17 protein-coding genes are annotated in these 20,466 nt (G+C 61.7%); 8 read left to right on the top strand and 9 right to left on the bottom strand.

Annotated features, from left to right (window positions below):
• Positions 1–239 precede the first annotated feature (239 nt).
• A complete protein-coding gene (locus BJI47_RS22440) occupies positions 240–1,295 on the top strand; it encodes an alpha/beta hydrolase (protein WP_088945769.1) in 1,056 nt (351 codons plus the stop codon).
• 114 nt (positions 1,296–1,409) lie between these two features.
• Here the strand turns inward: BJI47_RS22440 and BJI47_RS22445 are convergent, their stop codons facing one another.
• Positions 1,410–1,883 carry a universal stress protein gene (locus BJI47_RS22445; protein ID WP_088945770.1) on the bottom strand — a complete coding sequence of 158 codons (474 nt, stop codon included), beginning with the start codon at positions 1,881–1,883 and terminating at the stop codon, positions 1,410–1,412.
• A gap of 113 nt (positions 1,884–1,996) precedes the next feature.
• Between BJI47_RS22445 and BJI47_RS22450 the strand changes: the two genes are divergently transcribed.
• Together BJI47_RS22450 and BJI47_RS22455 are read left to right on the top strand one after the other, a co-directional pair.
• On the top strand, positions 1,997–2,449 hold the full coding sequence (locus BJI47_RS22450; protein ID WP_088945771.1) for a cupin: 453 nt from the start codon (positions 1,997–1,999) through the stop codon (positions 2,447–2,449).
• A gap of 112 nt (positions 2,450–2,561) precedes the next feature.
• On the top strand, positions 2,562–3,302 hold the full coding sequence (locus BJI47_RS22455; RefSeq protein ID WP_176225010.1) for a GAF and ANTAR domain-containing protein: 741 nt from the start codon (positions 2,562–2,564) through the stop codon (positions 3,300–3,302).
• Between the two features lie 68 nt (positions 3,303–3,370).
• Here BJI47_RS22455 and BJI47_RS22460 read toward each other — a convergent pair whose 3' ends face one another.
• Both BJI47_RS22460 and BJI47_RS22465 read right to left on the bottom strand, forming a co-directional pair.
• On the bottom strand, positions 3,371–4,858 hold the full coding sequence (locus BJI47_RS22460) for an MFS transporter (protein ID WP_088945913.1): 1,488 nt from the start codon (positions 4,856–4,858) through the stop codon (positions 3,371–3,373).
• 20 nt (positions 4,859–4,878) lie between these two features.
• Positions 4,879–5,454 carry a PadR family transcriptional regulator gene (locus BJI47_RS22465; protein ID WP_254900750.1) on the bottom strand — a complete coding sequence of 192 codons (576 nt, stop codon included), beginning with the start codon at positions 5,452–5,454 and terminating at the stop codon, positions 4,879–4,881.
• A 137-nt stretch (positions 5,455–5,591) separates the two neighbouring features.
• Between BJI47_RS22465 and BJI47_RS22470 the strand changes: the two genes are divergently transcribed.
• A complete protein-coding gene (locus BJI47_RS22470; protein ID WP_088945915.1) occupies positions 5,592–9,737 on the top strand; it encodes a bifunctional nitrate reductase/sulfite reductase flavoprotein subunit alpha in 4,146 nt (1,381 codons plus the stop codon).
• A gap of 125 nt (positions 9,738–9,862) precedes the next feature.
• Here the strand turns inward: BJI47_RS22470 and BJI47_RS22475 are convergent, their stop codons facing one another.
• Positions 9,863–10,456, bottom strand: coding sequence for a cysteine hydrolase family protein (locus BJI47_RS22475; RefSeq protein WP_088945773.1), 594 nt, complete (start codon positions 10,454–10,456; stop codon positions 9,863–9,865).
• 89 nt (positions 10,457–10,545) lie between these two features.
• A complete protein-coding gene (dapA, locus tag BJI47_RS22480; protein ID WP_176225011.1) occupies positions 10,546–11,424 on the bottom strand; it encodes a 4-hydroxy-tetrahydrodipicolinate synthase in 879 nt (292 codons plus the stop codon).
• Between the two features lie 273 nt (positions 11,425–11,697).
• Between dapA and BJI47_RS22485 the strand changes: the two genes are divergently transcribed.
• Positions 11,698–12,807, top strand: coding sequence for a class I SAM-dependent methyltransferase (locus BJI47_RS22485; protein WP_088945917.1), 1,110 nt, complete (start codon positions 11,698–11,700; stop codon positions 12,805–12,807).
• A gap of 18 nt (positions 12,808–12,825) precedes the next feature.
• On the opposite strand, the gene BJI47_RS22490 is transcribed toward BJI47_RS22485, so the two are convergent.
• From BJI47_RS22490 to BJI47_RS22505, 4 genes are all read right to left on the bottom strand, one after another.
• Positions 12,826–13,767, bottom strand: a complete 942-nt coding sequence (locus BJI47_RS22490; protein WP_088945774.1) for a TAXI family TRAP transporter solute-binding subunit — start codon at positions 13,765–13,767, stop codon at positions 12,826–12,828.
• A 25-nt stretch (positions 13,768–13,792) separates the two neighbouring features.
• On the bottom strand, positions 13,793–15,157 hold the full coding sequence (locus BJI47_RS22495) for an MFS transporter (RefSeq protein WP_088945775.1): 1,365 nt from the start codon (positions 15,155–15,157) through the stop codon (positions 13,793–13,795).
• A 113-nt stretch (positions 15,158–15,270) separates the two neighbouring features.
• Positions 15,271–16,662 (bottom strand): HAMP domain-containing sensor histidine kinase, encoded by a 1,392-nt coding sequence (locus BJI47_RS22500; RefSeq protein ID WP_088945776.1) that lies wholly within the window; start codon positions 16,660–16,662, stop codon positions 15,271–15,273.
• 1 nt (position 16,663) lies between these two features.
• Positions 16,664–17,326: a response regulator transcription factor gene (locus tag BJI47_RS22505; protein WP_088945918.1), complete on the bottom strand. Its 663-nt coding sequence runs from the start codon at positions 17,324–17,326 to the stop codon at positions 16,664–16,666.
• 442 nt (positions 17,327–17,768) lie between these two features.
• Here BJI47_RS22505 and BJI47_RS22510 point away from each other — a divergent pair, with 442 nt between their 5' ends.
• The 3 genes from BJI47_RS22510 to BJI47_RS22520 are packed head-to-tail and all read left to right on the top strand — an operon-like array spanning position 17,769 to position 20,466.
• A complete protein-coding gene (locus tag BJI47_RS22510; RefSeq protein ID WP_088945777.1) occupies positions 17,769–19,025 on the top strand; it encodes a class I SAM-dependent methyltransferase in 1,257 nt (418 codons plus the stop codon).
• The gene (locus tag BJI47_RS22515) at positions 19,025–19,819 is read left to right on the top strand and encodes a glucose-1-phosphate cytidylyltransferase (RefSeq protein WP_088945778.1); all 795 of its coding nucleotides are present in this window, start codon (positions 19,025–19,027) and stop codon (positions 19,817–19,819) included. Before BJI47_RS22510 ends, BJI47_RS22515 begins: the two co-directional genes overlap by 1 nt.
• The gene (locus BJI47_RS22520) at positions 19,816–20,466 is read left to right on the top strand and encodes a PIG-L deacetylase family protein (protein ID WP_088945919.1); all 651 of its coding nucleotides are present in this window, start codon (positions 19,816–19,818) and stop codon (positions 20,464–20,466) included. The genes BJI47_RS22515 and BJI47_RS22520 overlap by 4 nt, the downstream gene beginning before the upstream one ends.

Genomic DNA, 20,466 nt, shown 5'->3' on the forward strand with positions numbered 1-20,466 from the left:
TGACCGGTATTCGACACGGACACCCAAAAAAACGTTGGTAAGTGATCCCCCGATTCCAGCCCGGGGCAGCGCTAGGGTCTGATCGACCTCCAAGACGAGTGTGGTTAGACTCTGGGTCGCCGCAACGGCCAATCTCGATTCTCCTATCCGGGAACGGGACTCAGCGCGGCGCGGCCTGACCAACCGGACGGCCGGCGAGACGTGTCGACGTGTCGGCACACTGACTTGCGTAGGGGTCCATGAGCATCGACGCGCGCACCAAAGAATCCGCAAGCCCGAAGACGGCCCGCAGGCCCTGGCAACGAGCGAAGGTCGTCCTCGGCACAGTCGTAGCCGTGGGCGCCGTTGTCGCTATCGCTGGAGCTCTCACACCATGGCCCTCGGCCATGGTGATCCGTGCCGTCTTCACCAAGGGCGGTGACGACACCGCCGCGGAGATGGACAAGCACGTCCCCGAGACGAAGCTCTCGGTGCAGGGCGATGTCGCCTACGGCGATGACGGAGCCGACACCACAATGGATGTCTTCCGTCCGGCATCCGCCACCGGTCCGCTGCCGGCGATCGTCTGGATCCACGGTGGCGCCTGGATCTCGGGTTCGAAGGAGAATGTCGACCCGTACATGCGCATCCTCGCCGCCGAGGGATACACGACCATCGCGGTGAACTACACGATCGGGCCCGAGGGCGTGTATCCGCTCGCCGTGCACCAGCTCGACGCGGCACTGGGCTACATCGATGAACACGCCGAGGAGCTGGGCGTGGACACGAACCAGATCGTGCTTGCCGGAGATTCGGCCGGTGCACAGCTCGCCAGTCAGATGGCGACCCTCATCACGAACCCGGACTACGCCGAGATCATGGGCATCACTCCGTCTCTGAAGCCCGATCAACTGGTCGCGACCGTCCTCAACTGCGGTGTCTACGACCTGTCGGCGCTCGCCCAGCTCGACGGCATCACAGGCTGGGGATTCAAGTCGGCCATGTGGGCGTACTCCGGCACGAAAACCTGGGCTGCGGACTCCGCCGGCGCCACGATGTCGACGATCGACTGGGTCACCGCGGACTTCCCGACGACCTATATCTCCGGCGGCAACGGCGACGGTCTCACCTGGCTGCAGTCGATCCCGATGGCGCAGCGCCTCACCGAGCTCGGTATCGAGGTGACGACCCAGTTCTGGCCGGCACCACACGAACCGCAGCTCCCGCACGAATACCAATTCCACCTCGATCTGCCCGACGCGCAGACAGCACTGCAGAAGACCATCACCTTCCTGAACACGCAGACCAAACGCTGACGACCGGCGCGCTTTACTTCGCGCTGCTCCAGAATCGAATGCTCGTCCGGCCCCGCTTCGATACGTTGGCGCAGTTCAGGCGGGATTTCACAGAAGTAGGAGGTCCTCGGCTTGCTACGGAACCACGGTGACGGGCCAGCGTCCGGTTTTCACCAACCGCACCGCGACGGACCCGAACATCCGGTGACCTGCATGTTCGGATGCCCCGACGACAATGGCATCGACCCGTAGTTCGGCGGCGATTGCGACGAGGCCGCTGTAGGGATCCCCCTGGGCGGTGCGGAACTCCCACCGGATCGATTCCATCCGCGTGGCGGAATCTCTTATGTAGGCGAGCAGTTCTTCGGCGATCTCTTCGCCCGTCTCGACGAGCGGGATTCCAGCCTGGCCCCATCCGGTGGTGAACAGTTGCTGAACGTAGGCGAGAACCAGCAACGAGTCCTGGCGTCTCGCCAGCCCCGCGGCGTATGCCGCTGCTCTCCATGCGGAATCCGACCCGTCGATGCCGACGAGAATCGCTTTCGGCCCGTCGACACCGTATTCGAAGATGTGCGTTCGGTTATCGCGGGTTTCCGCTGACTCATCCACGTCTGCAGGTTACCCAGGCACGGAACGTAACTCGCTGATAGGTGCCCCGGACCCCATTTCCGGGTTCTAGTCTGGACTTCCGCTACTGAGCCACCGACGAGAGGTTCACGAACATGTCCAAGATCGTCCGCTCGGTCACTGTCGGGTTCTGCTGTATCGCTACTGCGACACTGTCTCCTGCGCTCGCCTTTGCCACTCCGCCGTCTGGCGTAACGGCCGAGACACTGGCACACGTATCTTCTCCGCTCATCCCCGGCAGTGCCGACCTTGCCGGAACCAACTTCACTGCACGCAAGATCACGATCGCGCCCGGCGGCTCTACTGGATGGCATTTTCACGATGGCCCGGTGTACGCCTATATCGAATACGGTGTCTTGACCAGGACCCTGACGGATTGCAGCGAGGTGTCGACCCCGGCAGGAAATGTTGTGGTCGAGGATGTCGGGAGCAACCACGTTCACGAGGGCATCAATGCCGGGACTGTTCCGGTCGTTCTGTACGCGGCGTACATCGAGCCTCCCGGTAAGCCGTTCGCAGAGGATGCGCCTGCTCTGCCGTGCGCCTGAGCAACCTGACGCTGGATCGGAGCTGTGCGGTCGGTACCCTGTATGTCGAATGTGGCTCCTCGGGAAACGGGCAGCGCACGGAAAGCATTATATTTTTTCGAACGGAGTCTTGATGAACGACGACTCGATTCTCGACAAATCGGCCACGGCCGACCCCGCTACGGTCTTCGCCGCACTTGCGGACATCGTCTATCGCGGTCGGGAAGCTGAGGAGGTCTACACAGCCATCTGCGTGGCGGCGACGCTGCTGGTGCCCGGGTGCGATCATGCCAGCCTGATGCTGACCGGTCGGGGCAAGCCGGTGACGGTTGCGGCTTCGGATCAGATCGCACGGGTCGTCGACGACATCGAGCGCGCTACCGGCGAAGGACCCTGTCTCGACGCAATCATCAGTGAGGCAGCTCAGATGGAACCGGACTTCAACACTCCAGGACCGTGGCCCGCCCTTGCCCGCGGGGTCCTTGCGCGGACGCCCGTGCGTGGCGCCATGGGTTTTCGATTGATGCTCGACAGCAAGAAGGTAGGCGCACTCAACCTGTTCAGCGACACTGCCGGCCGATTCGACAGCGATACAGCTGACCGTGCAATCGTGGTCGCAGCGTTCGCAGCCGTCACAGTTACCGCAATCATCAAAGGCGAACAGGCCGACACTCTGCGTCTCGGTCTAGAAAGTAACAGGGAGATCGGGAAGGCCATCGGCTTGTTGATGGCCATGCACGAGGTCACCGACGATCAGGCTTTCGAGATGCTGCGCAAGACATCTCAGGATATGAACGTCAAGATCGCAGCGCTGGCGCGATCGGTAATCGAGTCGCACACCCAAAGCCTGCACAGCCAGAGCCTGCAGCCCTGAGGGCCTGAGTGCCTGACCGCTCGGGTTGTGTGCGGCCAGTCGGCGGACTGCACACAACCCCGTGCGGGTTACTCGCTCGGAACCATCGGCCCGGGAGCGTCCACGCGCTTGGGCAACGCAAAAACCAGCAGCAGTGCCACTACTCCAAAGGCTGCGCTGACAGACATCGCAATCGACGCCCCGTGCATGAATCCGCTGGCCACAGTATCGGGTCCGGTGATATCCAGATTGCCGAACAGAACGCTGCCGATGATTGCGATACCGACGGCGCTGCCTATCCGCTGCATCGTGGCGATGACGCCGCTCGCTGCACCTGCATCTGCGCGGTCGACGGTTGCCACGATGAACTGAGCATTCGGGGCGATGAATGCGCCGTTGCCCAGACCGCCGATCAGCATGGGCAGCAACAATTTCCAGTTGGTGAGATCGGCAGCATCGGTAGTAGCCAAGATCAGCCACATCCAGATCAGGCTGATCGCGACGAACGAGGTGCCGATCAACAGAACTGTACGACCGAGCCGCTGTGTGAGCCGGTTGCTCTGGGACGCGGCAATGATGCTGCCGATTGCGAACGGAAGCATCACGATGCCGGAAGACAGTGCAGAGTTTCCGAGCCCGCTCTGCCACAGCAGCGAGATAGTGAAGAAGATACTGGTGAACGACGCGAAATAGACGAGCGCGAGAATGGTCCCACCGGTGAAGGCGGGGTGCGCGAACAGCTTCGGCGGCACCAAGGGGTTGTCACGACGCTTGGTGTAGAACACTTCCCACGCAGCGAAAACTGCAATGAGAACGACACCCGCCACGATCGAGACATAGGTCCAGACCGGCCAACCTTGGTCCTGCCCTTCGATGAGAGGGACCAACAGTGCGACCAGACCTGCGGTGATGAGGATAAGTCCGATCCAGTCGATTCCAGTCTTCGCCGCAACTGTTCGGTTCTCCGAGCGTCCTGGAAGCAACAGTGCAGCAGCAACGAGTCCGACGATTCCGATCGGTAGGTTCACCCAGAACACGCCACGCCAACCGTTTTCATCCCCGAAGGCTTCGATGATGAGACCGCCGGCAATCGGCCCCAACGCCGTCGAGACACCGATGACTGCGCCCATAATCGCAAAGGCTTTGCCTCGCACCTGAGCTGGGAACAGAAGTTGGATGAAGGCCGTCACGGCGGGGACGAAGATACCGCCTGCGAGTCCCTGCACGATTCGCGAGATGACCAATTGGAGGTCGTTCTGTGCGAGGCCGCAGGCAAAGCTGGCGACGGTGAACAGTGCCAGTCCGGTGAAGAAGACCCACTTGTGGCCGACGCGGTCACCGATCTTTCCTGCAGGAATCAACGCCAGCCCGAAAGCAAGGGCGTATCCGGAAATGATCCACGAAAGAGTTGCCTCGGAGGCATCGAGGCTTGTGCTGATCGTCGGTAGCGCAACGTTGACGATGGTCGTGTCCAACAATGCCATGAACATCCCGAGCAGCAGTACAACCAGTGCCTGCCATGCGCGACGTGGCACTTCGACGGGAGGCGCCGATACCCGTGAGCTGTTGTCGGTCATCTTGTCTCGCTGTTCTGTATTCACGTGGGAAGTGGGGGGTGAATTCTGTGTCGTTCGTCGGCGAGAATGCCCGGTAATGCAGCAACGAATCCTTCGTGCCATTCGATCTCTGCCCGCAGACGATGTTCGCGATGCTCGAGCGCGTAGGTTTCTGCCAACGTCAGATACGGATGCGCTTGCTCGTTCGCATCGACGGTGGTTCGAAGGAGTTCGTTCAACAGGCGGACCCGTTCTTCGATCACCTCGGGTAAGTGGTCGAGCCTGTCGGGGTCGAGCCTGGTCAGAGCCAAGTCGAACGGATCGGGGCGAAGCACGAAGTTGGACAGGCCTTCGCTCTGCAACGCTCGCAGCTGCTCCCGCCCACCATCGGTGATCGCATACACCTGCCGGGCCGGGAAGTTTCCGTCCTGTTCGGTCCGCACATCGGCGATCAGCCCCTCGGCATGAAGTCTCTTCAGCGCACCGTAGAGGCCCCCCACCGAAATATCCGTCCACATCTGCACATGTTCTTCTTCCGCCAAGAGGCGAAGTTGATGACCATGCATCTCGCCTCGCTGCGCGAACGAGCCGAGAATGAACAATCGGATCGAAGACACGCGAGTACTCTTGCATGAGTACTTATTGGTGTCAAAATTCGCATCACCATCTCTGATGTGCCTCTGTGAGGACAACGTCACCTCGGGCTAACTGATGCGTCATCGACGTGAATCGTCCGGTGCGCATCGTGGGAGTCGTGTTACCGAAGCCGATCGATATCTCCGTAGTCGCGCATTCCGTCAAGACGGTGTGCGCCTACTGCGGCGTCGGTTGCGGCATGAAACTGCAGATCGAACAACGCCATGACCAATCCTCGACAATCACCACATCAGTCGGCGACAAGTCCCACCCTGCCAATTTCGGGCGTCTCTGCACCAAGGGCTCGACGACGTCGGACATGCTCGCTGCGCCCGGACGGCTCGACACCGCGCGTGTGCGGGCCAGCCGCGGCGATGATCCGCAACCGGCGGACGCGATGGAAACGATCGAGCGAACAGCGCGGAAGCTGCGCGCGCTGATCGACGAGCACGGTCCCGACGCTTTTGCCCTCTATGTCTCGGGGCAGATGTCCATCGAGGCGCAGTATCTGTCCAACAAGTTGGCCAAAGGTTTCATCGGAACCAATCAGATCGAATCGAACTCTCGCCTCTGCATGGCCAGCGCGGGCACCGGCTACAAGCAGTCACTCGGTGCCGACGGGCCGCCCGGGTCGTACGAGGATTTCGATCATGCCGATGTCTTTCTGGTGACCGGGGCGAATATGGCCGACTGTCACCCGATTCTGTTTCTGCGGATGATGGACCGCGTCAAGCGAGGCGCGAAGTTGATCGTCGTCGACCCTCGACGGAACGCGACTGCCGACAAAGCTGATCTTCACCTGAAGCTCGCGCCAGGGACGGACTTGGACCTACTCAACGGAGTGCTGCACATCCTGCTCGCGGAGGGGTTGACCGACGACCGGTTCATCGCCGAGTTCACCGACGGCTGGGACGTCATGGAGGACTTTCTGGCCGACTACACACCGTCTCGCGTGAGCGCCAAGACTGGTATCCCCGAGGCCGATCTGTACACGGTCGCACGGTGGATCGGTGAGGCAGAGAACTGGATGAGCTGCTGGACAATGGGACTCAATCAGTCGACGCACGGGACGTGGAACACCAATGCCCTGGTCAATCTGCACTTGGCGACCGGTGCGATCTGCAAACGTGGAAGCGGACCGTTTTCGCTCACCGGCCAACCGAACGCCATGGGCGGCCGTGAAATGGGTTACATGGGACCGGGGCTTCCCGGCCAGCGGACAGTATTGGTCGACGAGGATCGAGCCTTCGTCGAGAACAAGTGGAACCTCCCATCAGGCACGCTGCGTACCGATGTCGGTGCGGGCACCATCGACATGTTCGCCCGGATGGCCGACGGGGAGATCAAGGCATGTTGGATCATCTGTACCAATCCGGTTGCGTCGGTAGCTAATCAAAAGACAGTTATCGCAGGTCTCGGGCGGGCCGAATTGGTGATCACCCAGGACGCATTCGCCGACACGGAAACCAACGGCTATGCCGACGCCATCCTCCCAGCGGCCCTGTGGACCGAGTCCGAGGGCGTCATGATCAATTCCGAACGGAATCTCACTCTGTTCCAGAAGGCCGTCGACGCTCCCGGTCAAGCAATGCCGGATTGGCAGATCATCGCGCTGATGGCGTGCGAGCTCGGCTACTCCGAGGCGTTCACCTATTCGTGCGCAGAGGACATATTCGAGGAGATCAAGGAGTTCTCCAACCCCAAAACCGGATACGACCTACGCGGCGTCACCTACGAGCGACTCCGTACGACGCCGCTGCAGTGGCCGTGCCCGCCGGACGACGACGAGGATCGCCACCCGATCAGATACCTCAACGACGGCGTCAGCCAACCTCTGCGCACGCTCGACGACGGCAGTACACCGCACCTGTCCTTTCCCACGCCATCCGGTCGGGCCCAGTTCTTCGCCCGACCATCGATGTCACCGGCAGAGATGCCGGACGACGACTACCCCTTCCTACTCAATACCGGCCGCCTGCAACATCAATGGCACACGATGACCAAGACCGGGAAAGTGGCGAAGCTCAACAAGCTGAATCCGGGTCCTTTCGTCGAGATACATCCGAGTGACGCCGAACGCCTCGGGTGCGAGTCAGGTGACCGGGTCGAGATCGCATCGCGTCGGGGGCGGGCGGTACTGCCCGCGCTCGTCAGCGACCGGGTGAGGCCGGGTGACTGCTTCGCCCCGTTCCACTGGAATGATTCGTTCGGTGAATACCTGTCGATCAACGCGGTGACCAACGACGCGGTCGATCCGTACTCACAGCAACCGGAGTTCAAGATCTGTGCGGTCACTTTGACGAAAGTCCTTGCAGCGCAATCGCAGTCGCATTCCGCCCCTGAGGACGGAGGAAATGCCCCGTCGCCGATCGACGCCTTTGCCAACCTCGTGGGTGAAGTCTCCGGGCCGTCGCTGCCCCTTCCGCTGATCGAGCAGCGTTATGTAGCGGGCCTGTTGGCCGGATTACGGACGGACGCCGGCCGTAGTGCCGCGGGAGTTCCCACTCTGCCGGCGACGACGCCGTTGTCCGCTGAAACCCACGCCTGGCTCGGCGGCATGCTCGCCGGCTTGTTCTCCCGCAGCGCCGCGATTTTGACGCCGGAGACTCCCGTTCCCGTCGACTCGGCCGGCGGTGACAATGACAATGACGAACCCCCGGTACTCGTACTGTGGGCTTCCCAGACCGGGACGGCAGAAGAATTCGCGTTCAACTGCGTCGAGCATCTCCGGTCGACGGGTCTTCTCGTCGAAGAGCACGTCATGGAGAAATTCGCACCAACCGAGTTGGTGCGGTACCGCGATGTGCTCCTGATCAGCAGCACTACCGGCGACGGTGACGCCCCCGACAACGGCATGTCCTTCCTCGACGGACTGTCCGAAGACTGCGCTCCTGATTTGTCTGGAAACAGATTCGCTGTTCTCGCCCTCGGTGATTCGAGCTACGATAATTTCTGCGGAAACGGTCGACGTCTCGACAGTCGATTCACCGAACTAGGTGCGCAGCGCCTGGTGGGACGCGTCGACTGCGAGCCGGAATTCGAGGAAGCGGCGTCGGCATGGCTGGACCGCGTGGTGTCCAAGCTAGGAACACCGCCACCAGTGCAACCCATCACCTCCGCTGGAACCACGGTCGAGATGGTCCCGACCTACGGGAAGAAAGCACCGCTGGCAACGGCTTTGGTACGCAATACTGTTCTGACAGCGACCGGGTCGCGAAAGGATGTCCGCCAATTCGGATTCCACCTTCCCGACGGCACGTTGAGCTACGAGGCAGGCGATGCGCTCGGTGTGTGGCCGCGCAACAGCATTGCACTGGTGGACGAGTGGCTCGAACTGACCGAGCTCGACGGCGAGCGCGTCGTAGACATTGCCGGGCACGATCCGATGCCGCTTCGCAGCGCTTTACGCGAACGGTTGGAGATCGCGAAAGTTTCCCCGGATCTTTTGAAGTTCGTCCACTCCCGCACGCGCGACGACGATCTGGAACGCTTGTTGATGCCGGAGAGCAAAAATGACCTCCAGGATTGGATTTGGGGCCGTCAGGCGGTCGACGTTCTCACGCACCTTCCGGTGCGGGCGGGGATCGACGAATGGCTCGGTGTCCTCAAACCGCTTCAGCCGCGGCTGTATTCGATCTCTTCGAGTCCCAAGGAGAATCCGCGGGAAGTGCAGCTGACAGTGTCCACGGTGCGCTACAACATCCATGGTGTCCCTCGACGTGGTGTCTGCTCGACCTATTTGGCCGATCACGCCGAAGGTGAAGACGTCGGCATCTTCGTGCAGAAGTCGGCGCACTTCAAACCACCGGAGGACCCGGCCGCGCCTATGATCATGGTTGGGCCCGGAACCGGCGTCGCCCCGTTCCGTGCGTTCCTGCACGAGCGCCGAGCACGCGGACACACCGGACCGAACTGGTTGTTCTTCGGCGAACAGCATGCCTCCACGGACTTCTACTATCGCGAGGAACTGACCACGATGCTCGACGACGGGTCGTTGACCCGGCTGGATCTGGCTTTCTCGCGCGATCAGAGCGCGAAAGTCTACGTGCAGGATCGAATGAGCGAACACGGTGCTCAGCTGTGGGAATGGCTCCAGCGTGGTGCGCACTTCTACGTATGCGGTGACGCTTCACGAATGGCAAAAGATGTCGACAATGCCCTGAAAGGCGTTGTTGCTCAACATGGTCGGCTCGCGCCCGCCAGCGCAGAGGCCTACGTCAAAGCATTGGCGGCAGAAAAGCGTTACGTGCGGGACGTGTACTGAGCCCCTCCCCCTGCAGAGGTCGTTTCGCACACCAACCTGTACTGGAATTTCCAGACCGCACCGGGACGAGAAGCAGGGACTATCGACACCGAATCCGTCGTGTTCTGACGCGAACCGGCTGATCGTCAGTCCGGGATTGCTGCCACGTCCGGGGCTACGACGCCGAACAGATCCGCGATCGAAGCCAGGCTCGCTGCCTGGAGTGCACCGGCGTCGACGCCGCCCGCACCGGGCAACGATCGGGTGGCCGTGGTGCTGGCGACGACCGTCGGACTGTAGCCCAGACTGAACGCTCCCCGGGCGGTGGAGTTGACGCACATGTGTGTCATGAATCCGGCGAGCAGCAGATTTTCCACTCCGAGTGCACGCAACCTCTCGTCGAGGTCGGTGCTCACGAATGAGTTCGGGTAATTCTTCACGATCACCGATTCATCGCCGCGGGGAGCGACTCGCTCGACGATCTGACCGATGTTGGCGCTGATGTCGTACGGACTTCCTACCCCGGCGTCGTGCATGATGTGGAAGACCGGGGTACCGGCGCTGCGAGCCCGCTCGAGCAGGTCGGCAGCAGCATCCAGTGCAGGTTGAACCCCGACGAGTTCCAAGACACCCTGGGTGTAGGTGTTTTGGCAGTCGATCATGATCAAAGCCGAATCGGCGAGCGCAGACGGCGCGTCGGGCATTCCGGTCAGTTGGCGAAGCGTCACGTTGTCGGTCATTCTTACATCCTCCTGGATGCTCGGAACTCGGACATCGAACCTAAATCCGCGCAGGTTGCTTCCACGTTGCAACACGCCCCGGTCGAGCGTCAGCCCAGCAAACCCGCAGTACGAAGCGCTGCCCGAACGTCCTCGTAATGCCATTCGTCGAGCGGAACGAGTGGAAGCCTGATGCCCCCGGGCATCAATCCCATCTCCGCCAGCGCCCACTTCACCGGAATGGGGTTCGGTTCGGCGAACAAGGCTGTGTGCAGGCCGACGAGCTTCGCATCGATTTCCGACGCACCTTCGGAGTCACCTGCCAGCGCAGCTGCACACATCCGAGCCATTGCTTCCGGTGCAACGTTCGCGGTCACCGAGATGTTGCCGTGGAACCCGGCCAACATGCTGGCCCTGGCCGTACCGTCGTCACCCGAATACAACGCGAATTCTCCGAGTTCGAGAGCCACCAATTCGCGGACGCGATCCAGGTCGCCTGCGGCCTCTTTCAGGCCGACTATGTTCGGGATTTCAGCGAGCCTGGAGACGGTCGAGGGCAGCATGTCGCACCCCGTACGCGAGGGGACGTTGTACAGGTACTGAGGGATGTCGACGGCTTCTGCGACCGCACGGAAGTGTCGGTACAGGCCCTCTTGCGGGGGCTTGTTGTAGTACGGGGTGACCAGCAGCGCACCATCGGCTCCGGCGGCCTTGGCAGCCCGGGTGAGATGAATCGCCTCGGACGTCGAATTCGCGCCGGTCCCCGCGATGACCGGAATCCGCCCGGCAACCACGTTGATCGTTTCTCGAATGATCTCCGTGTGCTCGGCCACCGAGAGAGTCGACGATTCGCCGGTGGTGCCAGCTGCAACAATGGCCGAGGTTCCGCCACTGACCTGGCGCTCGACTAGCTCAGAGAACGATGCATGGTCGATCTCGCCGCTATCGGTCATAGGCGTGACAATTGCAACGATGCTTCCGGTGATCACAGCGTGATGCCTTCCATCCAGAGTTCGATCTACGTCCGGAATGGTAGACGAACGCGCCGGCGCCCGGGCTTCGGCCATGTCCCTCGTGTTCGCGGCGCCGCTGGGACGGCCGACTCCGGTCGCTGTGGTTGACTTGAATTTCAACCGAAGGGGCCCCGTGAACCAGCTCAACGTCGCAGCCACAACGCGGCCGCTCGCAAGCGCGGAAGCATGATCGTCGACCCAACCACCCTGGCCTCGAAAGATCGCGGACTCGCCGAACCCGAGGGCCCGATGGTCGTGTGGACCGAAAACGGGCAGGAACGCGCGGCACGGTGGCGTTCGGAGAACAACGCTCCGCCTCCTAAGGCCATCCACATCGTCGGCGACGACATCCCCGCCGACGTCGCGTACAAACGCGCGTCGATCGGTGAGTTCTTACTGTGGCGTGGCGATTTCAACAATGCACGCCAACTACTGAAGGCGATCACCCGGCGAGCCGAGCCCCGGACACGACGGCCGTCGTCCACTCCGGCAGAGGACTTTTACCTACACCGCCAGGATCAGGCGCGGCGAGCACGCACTCTCGGAATGCTGCTCGTCGAACTCGATTCGAATTTTGTTCTGAATTACGGACGAGCACCCGACGTCGCACAACCCGCCCGTGAGGTTTACGGCGAGGCCTCGACGCCTTCGCTGCTCTCTCTTCGAGAACTGCTCAGTCTCATCGGCGCACACGAATGGCGACGCAAAGGTGTTCGCATTCCTGCACTGGACGCCACCATCGAGCCACACTTCGGCGTTTTCTCGCCGCTGCGTGGCGAATACATACAGCTGGTGGCAGACACTCCCCTTCCCGACGGAACGACCACGGCCTTCGATATCGGTACCGGCACAGGAGTTTTGGCTGCTGTCCTGGCGCAGCGCGGTGTCACCGACATCGTCGCGACGGATCGGGACCCACGGGCGGTTGCATGCGCCATCTCCAATCTCGAGCGACTGGGTTTCACCGAAAGCGTCGACGTGGAGCTCACCGACATCTTTCCTGCCGGACGCGCATCCCTGGTGGTGTGCAATCCGCCGTGGATTCCCACGAAGCCGACCTCGGGGATAGAACACGCGATCTACGACCCGGGAAGCCGCATGTTGCGGGCCTTCCTCGATCGGCTTCCCAAGCATCTCGATCCCGGCGGCGAGGCCTGGCTGGTGATCTCCGATCTGGCGGAACACCTCGGGCTCGCGACACGCGAGGATCTCCTCGCGGCAATCGACCGCGCAGGCCTGGAGGTACTCGGCAAAACAGACACCGCGCCGACGCATTCCCGTGCGCGCGACACCGACGATCTCTTCCACGCCGCTCGGTCACGCGAGACGACGTCCCTGTGGCGATTGGCTGCGCGCTGACCGACCGACCTGGTCATCTCACCCGTGCCGCCTGCGATACTCCGCTTCGGCCCCGGGATGGAGAGGAATGGCGCCGGTCATGACGAGCGACCGGGCGTCGAGGAATTGGCTACCGATCGCCTGCCGTGGAACCAGCGAGGACGACTGATCGAGCAGTAGGCTCACCAACCCCGCTACAGTCCGATCTGGCACGTCCGGATGGGCCAGCAGCAGGTTCGGGATTCCGACGGTGGTCACTTCCGGATGTTCGCCGTACACGTCCGCCGGCACCAACACCGCTTCGTACGCCGTCCCGAACTCACGCCGCAAGTCTGCGACCACGGCGCCCAGATCGAGTAACCGGATCGCCATCGGCGGGTCGGCGAACGCCGGGGTCGGCAATCCCCCAGCCCACATCACGGCATCGATCTCGTTGTTGGACAACGCATCTGCCGCCGAACTCATCGACATCTGGACTTCACGGACAGCACCCGGACCGGACAGACCCGTCGCGTCGAAAATGCGCTGGGACACCAGGGTGGCACCGGATCCCGGGGCGCCGACGCTCACCGGCCGCCCCCGCAGATCACTTACCGTCTCGATGCCCGAGTCGGCTCGCACCGCGACCTGGAAGTAGTTCTCGTACACGCACCCCACCGCCGCCAAATCTCGACTCGGATGGCCGTATGCGGCGTCGGCCAATGAAAGTGCAAGCTCGGCACGTCGAGAGTCCAAGGCCTCCAGGTTGTCGAGGGAGCCCGCCGTCGTCAGCGGAACGACCTCCGCCGTAGGCGTCGAGGCGGCCGCGTCGGCGAGCAGGCCCGAGAACTCCCAGAAGAAGCCTCCGACCTCACCTGATGCGAGACGGAGTTGCGGTGGAGGATCCGACGCGCAGGCAGTGCCCACCGCGGCGGCGCTCACAGCCAGCAGTCCCGCCCGCAGCGCCGCTCTGCGGGAGAGCAACGCTGCGGGCGGGACCATGTTCGTCACTGTAGGGCGTGGCGGATCACTCGAACGCTCGACCCTGCTCCCGGTCGAGGACGGTCTCGGACTTGTTCCGCAGAACGAAGATGTAGACCAGCAGCGATACTGCGATCACCACCGTCACGTAGACGATGAACCAGGTGACCTGCCCGCTGTTCTTCGCAGCCTGGTAGATCAGCGGGGCGGTGCCGCCGAAGGCGGAGTTGGCGAGCGCGTAGCCGAGACCGACGCCGAGTGCGCGCACGTGAGAGGGGAACAATTCGGCTTTGACGATCGCGTTGATCGAGGTGTAGCCGGTCAAGATGACGTAACCCACGCACACCAGGGTGACCGACGCGAAGACGGAGGTAGCCGTCGGCAGATACGTGATGAGGAAGTAGGTGTACAGCACGCCGCCGATTCCGAAGAAGATCAGGAGGGGTTTGCGACCCACCTTGTCGCTGATCATCCCGCCGATGGGCTGCAGAAGCATGAGGAAGACCAGGCCGAAGAGGTTGATCCACGTTCCGGTCATCCCCCGGTCCTCGTACGCGGTCCTGATCATCGAGGGGGCGTTGACGCTGTAGGTGTAGAACGCGATGGTTCCACCGGCGGTCACCAAGAAGCAGACCAGAAGTGCGCGCCAATGGTTGCTCAGAAGTTCCCTCATCGAACCGGAGGCCCGATCGACTCCGCTGCGAACTGCGTCGAGTTGGTCCTTCGTCAGCGATTCGTCCATGCTGCGCCGCAGCCAGAAGACGACCACTGCCGCGACGCCACCGATGAAGAACGCGATACGCCAGCCGAAGTCCTCCATCTGCCCGCGATCGAGGAACAACTGCATGATCAACAGGGTCACCTGTGCGAGAACATGCCCGCCGACCAGCGTCACGTACTGGAACGAAGAGAAGAAGCCACGACGCTCACGAGTGGCGGCCTCGGACATGTAGGTCGCCGACGCACCGTACTCACCTCCGGTGGCGAAGCCCTGTACCAGGCGGCTCAAAATGAGGATGATCGCCGCCCATACGCCGATGCTCTCCCGCCCCGGGGTGAGCGAGATGACCAGCGAGCACGCGGCCATCAACGAGACACTGAACGTGAGTGCAGCGCGTCGACCGTTCCTGTCCGCGTAGCGGCCGAAGAACCACGAGCCGACCGGTCGCATCAGGAAAGTGACCGCGAAGATCGCGTACACGTAGAGGGTCGAGTTCTTGTCCGCCGAATCGAAGAACTGATTCTCGAAGTACGTCGCAAAGACGGTGTAGACGTACACGTCGTACCACTCGACGAGATTGCCCGACGACCCCCGCAACGTGTTGTAGACGGCGCGACGAGTGGCGGCGGGAGAGGAGACAGGCGGGGTCGTGCGCGACGGATCGGCGATCGAGGTGGCCTCGTTGGCCATGGGCTGGTCCTTCCACAGAGTGCTGTTGGGCTATTGCCATGGGGCGAAGCGGCAACCGGAGTTCCCTTACTGTGACCGCAGGCACAGCCCAAAACCAAGCTGTTCCGACTTTCCTAACACTCCCTTAGGAAAGTGAGCTCTATTTTCAAACCCGAGGGTCGACGCGCACTCACCTCGATAGTTCCGCCGGCCCGCTCGGTCAGCGCGTGGACGATCGACAAGCCGAGACCGGTGCCTTCACCGTGGGCGCTCGATGCCCGATAGAACCGATCGACGATTTTCGGGAGTTCGTCGGCGGGCACACCCGGCCCACTATCGGACACCCATACGGTGACGTGGCCTTCGCTTGTTCGGTGGCCGATTTCGACGTCTGCACCAGCGTCTGCGTATTTCGTCGCGTTGCTGAGTAAGGCGTCGAGAATTCGAATCAGGTCGTCCTCCGATATCGAGGCAAGGGTGTTCTCGTCACGGTCTTCTATGTGCACACTGATCCCCGCCACTGTCAGTGTGCTCGACCAGAATTCGACACGATCGGAGATCGCCGCTCCCACGTCGCACCCGGTTGCTTGCTTCGCGAAGGGCGTCTCGGCGGCAGCGAGAACGAGTAGATCTTCGACGACGGTAGTGAGGCGGTCGACTTCGAGCGTGGTCTTGACGTGTGCGTCGGTTGCCGAATCGGGCACCTTCATGCCCAGCACATCCAGTCGGATTCTCAGTGCCGCCAACGGGTTACGAAGGGCGTGGGCGGTGTCCGCCACCAGCCGGCGCTGCGCAGCCGTCGCTGCTTCGACGTCGTCTGCCATGGCGTCGAACGCTCTGGACAGTTCTCGAACTTCCGGCGGCCCTACATACTCCGCGGGCTTCGGCACGCGGGAACCTGCGATCGGCAGTCGATCGTGGAACTTATCGCCGAACGAATGGACACGCGAGGACAATGCGGTCAGTGGACGAACGACCCAGCGCGACAGGGCGGCAGCGATCACCGCGACAGTAGCAAGAATCAGCAGGGCCCCAACAGCGATGACCAGCCACGCCACGGCAACGTCCCTGCGGACGGCATCGGTGGACGCTGCGATCACCACAGCACCGTCGACCTGCGTACCCCCGCCGACCGGGGCGGCGATCAACACCGAGGAGTGCGACCATGGCGTCACACTCGACGGGGGGTGCCCACGTTGGTTCCGAAGCGCTCCTGCCACCGCCTGCTGCACGTCGGCTCGCTCGATATCCAGACCCGCCATCGCACGAGGCTCACCGGAGCGATCGACGATGACGATCCCCTCGTCGTACAGACTGTTGTAGCGCTGCAGGGACTCTCGGAGGCGAGGTACACCGGATTCGCCTTCTCGTGAACTGAGTTCGGCGAAAAAGGTTGCTGCAGCCGCCCGGTTCTCGCCGAATCGTTGGGCTCGTTCGCGGCCGACCAGCAACCCCAGGGGCACCGACAGTGCGAGAACGACGACGGTAGAGTAGATCATCAGCACCACGAGGACACGGCGACGCATCTCACGTGTCCCAGCGGTAGCCGAAGCCGCGAATGGTGACGATGGTGCCGGGTCGCCCGAGCTTGGAACGCAACGCCGTCATGTGCACGTCGAGTGTGCGTGAGATCGCGACGTAGGCATCACCCCAGATGGCGTCCATCAACTGTTCCCGGCTGACGGCTTCACCGCGTCGCGTCACGAGATGAGCGAGGAGTTCGAACTCCTTGGTCGTCAGTGCAATGTCGTGTCCGTCGACTTCCGCAGTGCGGCCGACGAGATCGACGACGATGTCGCCGAGAACCAGACCGTCGTCGGTGGCAGGTTCGCTCGACGCGATTCGACGCCGCGCCGCAACCTCGAGTCGCGCGTGCAGCTCGCCCAACCTTGCAGGTTTGACGACGTAATCGTCCGCGCCGCCGCGAAGGGCCCGAACCACCGAGCGTTCGTCGTCACGCGCAGTCAGCACCACCACCGGGACCGAACTCAACGTCCGAAGCTTGCGGAGAACCTCCAGGCCATCCATATCCGGCAGACCGAGATCGAGCAGCACGACGTCCATGTCGTGGTAACCCAGCAACAAATCGGCACCGCGGCGCATGCGGACAGGCGCATGCCCCACGAGGGTCAGCGCATCGGTCAGCGCGTCACCGACCCCGTCGTCGTCCTCCACCACTGCAATGCGCATCCACGCCAACATAGGCCAGCGCGGCAGCTAGTTTTCCAGCGCCTCCTCTGTAAGCATCGAGTCCTGGCGTTTTCAACGACCTGGTCGAGAACATGTTCTTCAGCGTGCACGTAGCCGGCATTCGGTTCTCGAACCCTTGCGTGGCGCAACCGATTTACGGTCTCACGCCCCTGAAATGCACCTTCAGAGCTCAAAAATGTAGCGAAGTCCGACGCTTCCGTCTCGACATCCGGTATCGCCCGAACCCGTATTGACACATGTTACAGCCATGTTTCAGTACCTTTATCGGTTTCTATCTCGGTTTTTTCTACCTAGTCGGACTATTCACCCATTAAAAGCTTGTATAGCAACCGGAGGTGTGGTTAATTGGGGGAGAAGATCGACTGTGACAAACGTCACAGCCTGAATGGCCGTCGGGGGTCGACTCTGAGAAGGAGTCAGTGTGCGCTGCCGACTGTGCGATTCCGACCGAATGCGTAGCATCCTGGATCTGGGCGCTACACCGCCGTGCGAACTCTTCCTCACAGAGTCGGGCCTGGACATGCCCGAGATTACGTACCCACTTCACCTGCGACTGTGCGAAGACTGTCTACTGCTACAGATTCCGGCCTTGATAACTCCGGAAGCCACTTTCACCGAATACGCCTACTATTCATCGTTTTCAGATTCCTGGGTCGAACACGCGCGTGAATTCGTCGTCTCCTCGGTCTCTCGCCTCCACCTGGACGCTGCATCCTTGATCGTGGAGGTCGCAAGCAACGACGGGTACCTACTGCAACACTGCAACGATGCCGGCATCCGCTGTCTTGGAATCGAGCCGTCACACAACGTGAGCGAAGCTGCTCGCGAACGTGGAGTTCCCACTCTCACAGCATTTCTCGACGAGGACCTCGCAGGTCATGTACGGGCCGAGTACGGACCAGCCGACCTGGTGGTCGCAAACAACGTATACGCCCACATTCCCGACCTGCTCGGCTTCACGCGCGCACTTCGCACCCTGGTAGCCGACGATGGTTGGTTGAGTATCGAGGTTCACCACGCATTGAATCTCGTCCTGGAAGCACAATTCGACACCGTCTACCACGAGCACTTCCAGTACTACACAGTGCTGTCCGCTTCCCGGGCGCTCGCGACAGCGGGCCTTGCGGTCGTCGACGTTGAGTTGCTCGACACTCACGGCGGATCGATTCGTCTCTGGGCCCGTCCCGACGCTGCTCGGGACGTACCGACCCCCCGCGTCGCCCAGGTTCTGAAGCAGGAGGAGTCGGCGGGACTGCACGATGTCGATGGCTACCTTGCACTGGAACCGCAGGCCCGAGCGGCGCGGCAGGAGGTACTGCAGTTCCTGCTCGAGTGCCGTTCCAACAACAAAACCGTCGTGGGCTACGGCGCTCCAGGTAAGGGAAACACCCTCCTGAACTACTGCGGGATCCGCCCAGATCTGCTCGAGTACACAGTGGACCGCAATCCGTACAAGCACGGACGCTTCACACCCGGCACCAGGATACCGATCCTCGATCCGGCGATGATCCGAAAGGATCGACCCGACGTCGTGCTGGCGCTTCCCTGGAATCTCGAAGTCGAATTGACCGAACAGCTGCACTACATCACGGAGTGGGGCGGAGAGTTGGTCTTTCCACTGCCCACTCTTCATAGTGCTTCTTTCGAATCTCCCTCCGAATCAAGGAGTCTCACATAATGAAGGTAGTCCTGTTCTGCGGTGGATACGGCATGCGTATGCGCAACGATCGCAATGACACCATCCCGAAACCGATGCAGATGGTTGGGCCACGCCCCCTCCTGTGGCACGTGATGCACTACTACGCACATTTCGGACACACCGAGTTCATTCTGTGTCTCGGCTACGGTGCGGATGCGATCAAGAACTTCTTTCTCGATTACCGCGAAGCCGAATCGAACGATTTCGTTCTGCACGGCAACAAGATAGAGCTGTTGCATTCCGATATTGCCGACTGGTCTATTACCTTCGTCGATACCGGCTTGGAATCGGCGATAGGCGAACGGCTCCGCCGTGTCAGGGAGCACCTCGATGAAGACAGGTGCTTTCTTGCAAACTACGCAGACGTCCTCACCGATGCTCCCCTCGACGACGTCATCGCTCAGTTCCACGAGTCCGGTGCTGCCGCTTCGATGCTCGTCGTACCGCCGCAGTCCTCGTTTCACTGCGTACACGTCGCAGAGAACGGCGAGGTGAAAGAGATCATTCCGGTCGGGCAACTACCTGTCTGGGAAAATGGCGGATACTTCGTCCTGACCGACGAGATCTTCGATTTTCTCCCACCTGGCGGCGATCTGGTTGCGGACGTATGCGGAACACTTGCGGGAGAAGGCCGCCTGTTCGGATACCGACACGGCGGGTTCTGGAAGCCCGCAGACACCTTCAAGGAACGCGCCGAACTGGATGCCAACTACTCCAAAGGCATACATCCGTGGATGGTGTGGGAACACTCGTTGCCGGTGCCGAGCTCATGATCGAGTTGCGCACGTCCAAGCTGAGCGAGGTGGCGGTGCTCGGCGCGCATTGCGACGATATTGCAATCGGGCTGGGTGGGACCCTGCTGATGCTGTCGTCTGCGCACCCCCGACTCCGTGTCCACGCTTTCGTTCTGTCCGGCAGTGATTCTCGTCGCGAAATCGAGGAACGACACGCGTTGGCTGCCCTGTGTCCAGGAGCCGAACTGGAATTCACTATTCTCGATATTCCCGATGGCCACGCTCCCGCGTACTGGGACCCGATCAAGTCCGGGCTAGAGGGTTTTCGACGATCATGCGAACCTGACGTGGTATTCGCGCCACACCGAGGCGACGCGCACCAGGATCACCGACTCCTGGCAGAACTGGTACCGACAGTGTTCCGCGACCATCTGGTGCTGGGGTACGAAATCCTCAAATGGGAGGCCGATACCCCGCGACCGACGATCTACCACCCTCTTACGCGCACAGTCGCAGAGGAGAAGGCGCGATTGCTCATGAAGCACTATCCATCACAAACTTCTCACGACTGGTTCGACGAGGAAGCATTTTTCGGGCTCTCCCGGTTGCGGGGAGTGCAGAGCAGGCAAGTCCACGCGGAGGCGTTCACCCTCGACAAGGCCACGATCCGATTCGGAAGGAACTGA

Source organism: Rhodococcus sp. 1168 (assembly GCF_002091955.1).
In the GTDB taxonomy this organism is placed as follows: domain Bacteria; phylum Actinomycetota; class Actinomycetes; order Mycobacteriales; family Mycobacteriaceae; genus Rhodococcoides.

Bases quoted from the DNA above. Each gene is read 5' to 3' on its own strand.
- BJI47_RS22440 (WP_088945769.1), top strand. From the start codon at position 240: ATGAGCATCGACGCGCGCACCAAAGAATCCGCAAGCCCGAAGACGGCC.
- BJI47_RS22485 (WP_088945917.1), top strand. From the start codon at position 11,698: ATGGTCGTGTGGACCGAAAACGGGCAGGAACGCGCGGCACGGTGGCGT.
- BJI47_RS22515 (WP_088945778.1), top strand. From the start codon at position 19,025: ATGAAGGTAGTCCTGTTCTGCGGTGGATACGGCATGCGTATGCGCAAC.
- BJI47_RS22450 (WP_088945771.1), top strand. From the start codon at position 1,997: ATGTCCAAGATCGTCCGCTCGGTCACTGTCGGGTTCTGCTGTATCGCT.
- BJI47_RS22455 (WP_176225010.1), top strand. From the start codon at position 2,562: ATGAACGACGACTCGATTCTCGACAAATCGGCCACGGCCGACCCCGCT.
- BJI47_RS22490 (WP_088945774.1), bottom strand. From the start codon at position 13,767: ATGGTCCCGCCCGCAGCGTTGCTCTCCCGCAGAGCGGCGCTGCGGGCG.
- BJI47_RS22475 (WP_088945773.1), bottom strand. From the start codon at position 10,456: ATGACCGACAACGTGACGCTTCGCCAACTGACCGGAATGCCCGACGCG.
- BJI47_RS22495 (WP_088945775.1), bottom strand. From the start codon at position 15,157: ATGGCCAACGAGGCCACCTCGATCGCCGATCCGTCGCGCACGACCCCG.
- BJI47_RS22505 (WP_088945918.1), bottom strand. From the start codon at position 17,326: ATGCGCATTGCAGTGGTGGAGGACGACGACGGGGTCGGTGACGCGCTG.
- BJI47_RS22520 (WP_088945919.1), top strand. From the start codon at position 19,816: ATGATCGAGTTGCGCACGTCCAAGCTGAGCGAGGTGGCGGTGCTCGGC.
- BJI47_RS22500 (WP_088945776.1), bottom strand. From the start codon at position 16,662: ATGCGTCGCCGTGTCCTCGTGGTGCTGATGATCTACTCTACCGTCGTC.
- BJI47_RS22460 (WP_088945913.1), bottom strand. From the start codon at position 4,858: ATGACCGACAACAGCTCACGGGTATCGGCGCCTCCCGTCGAAGTGCCA.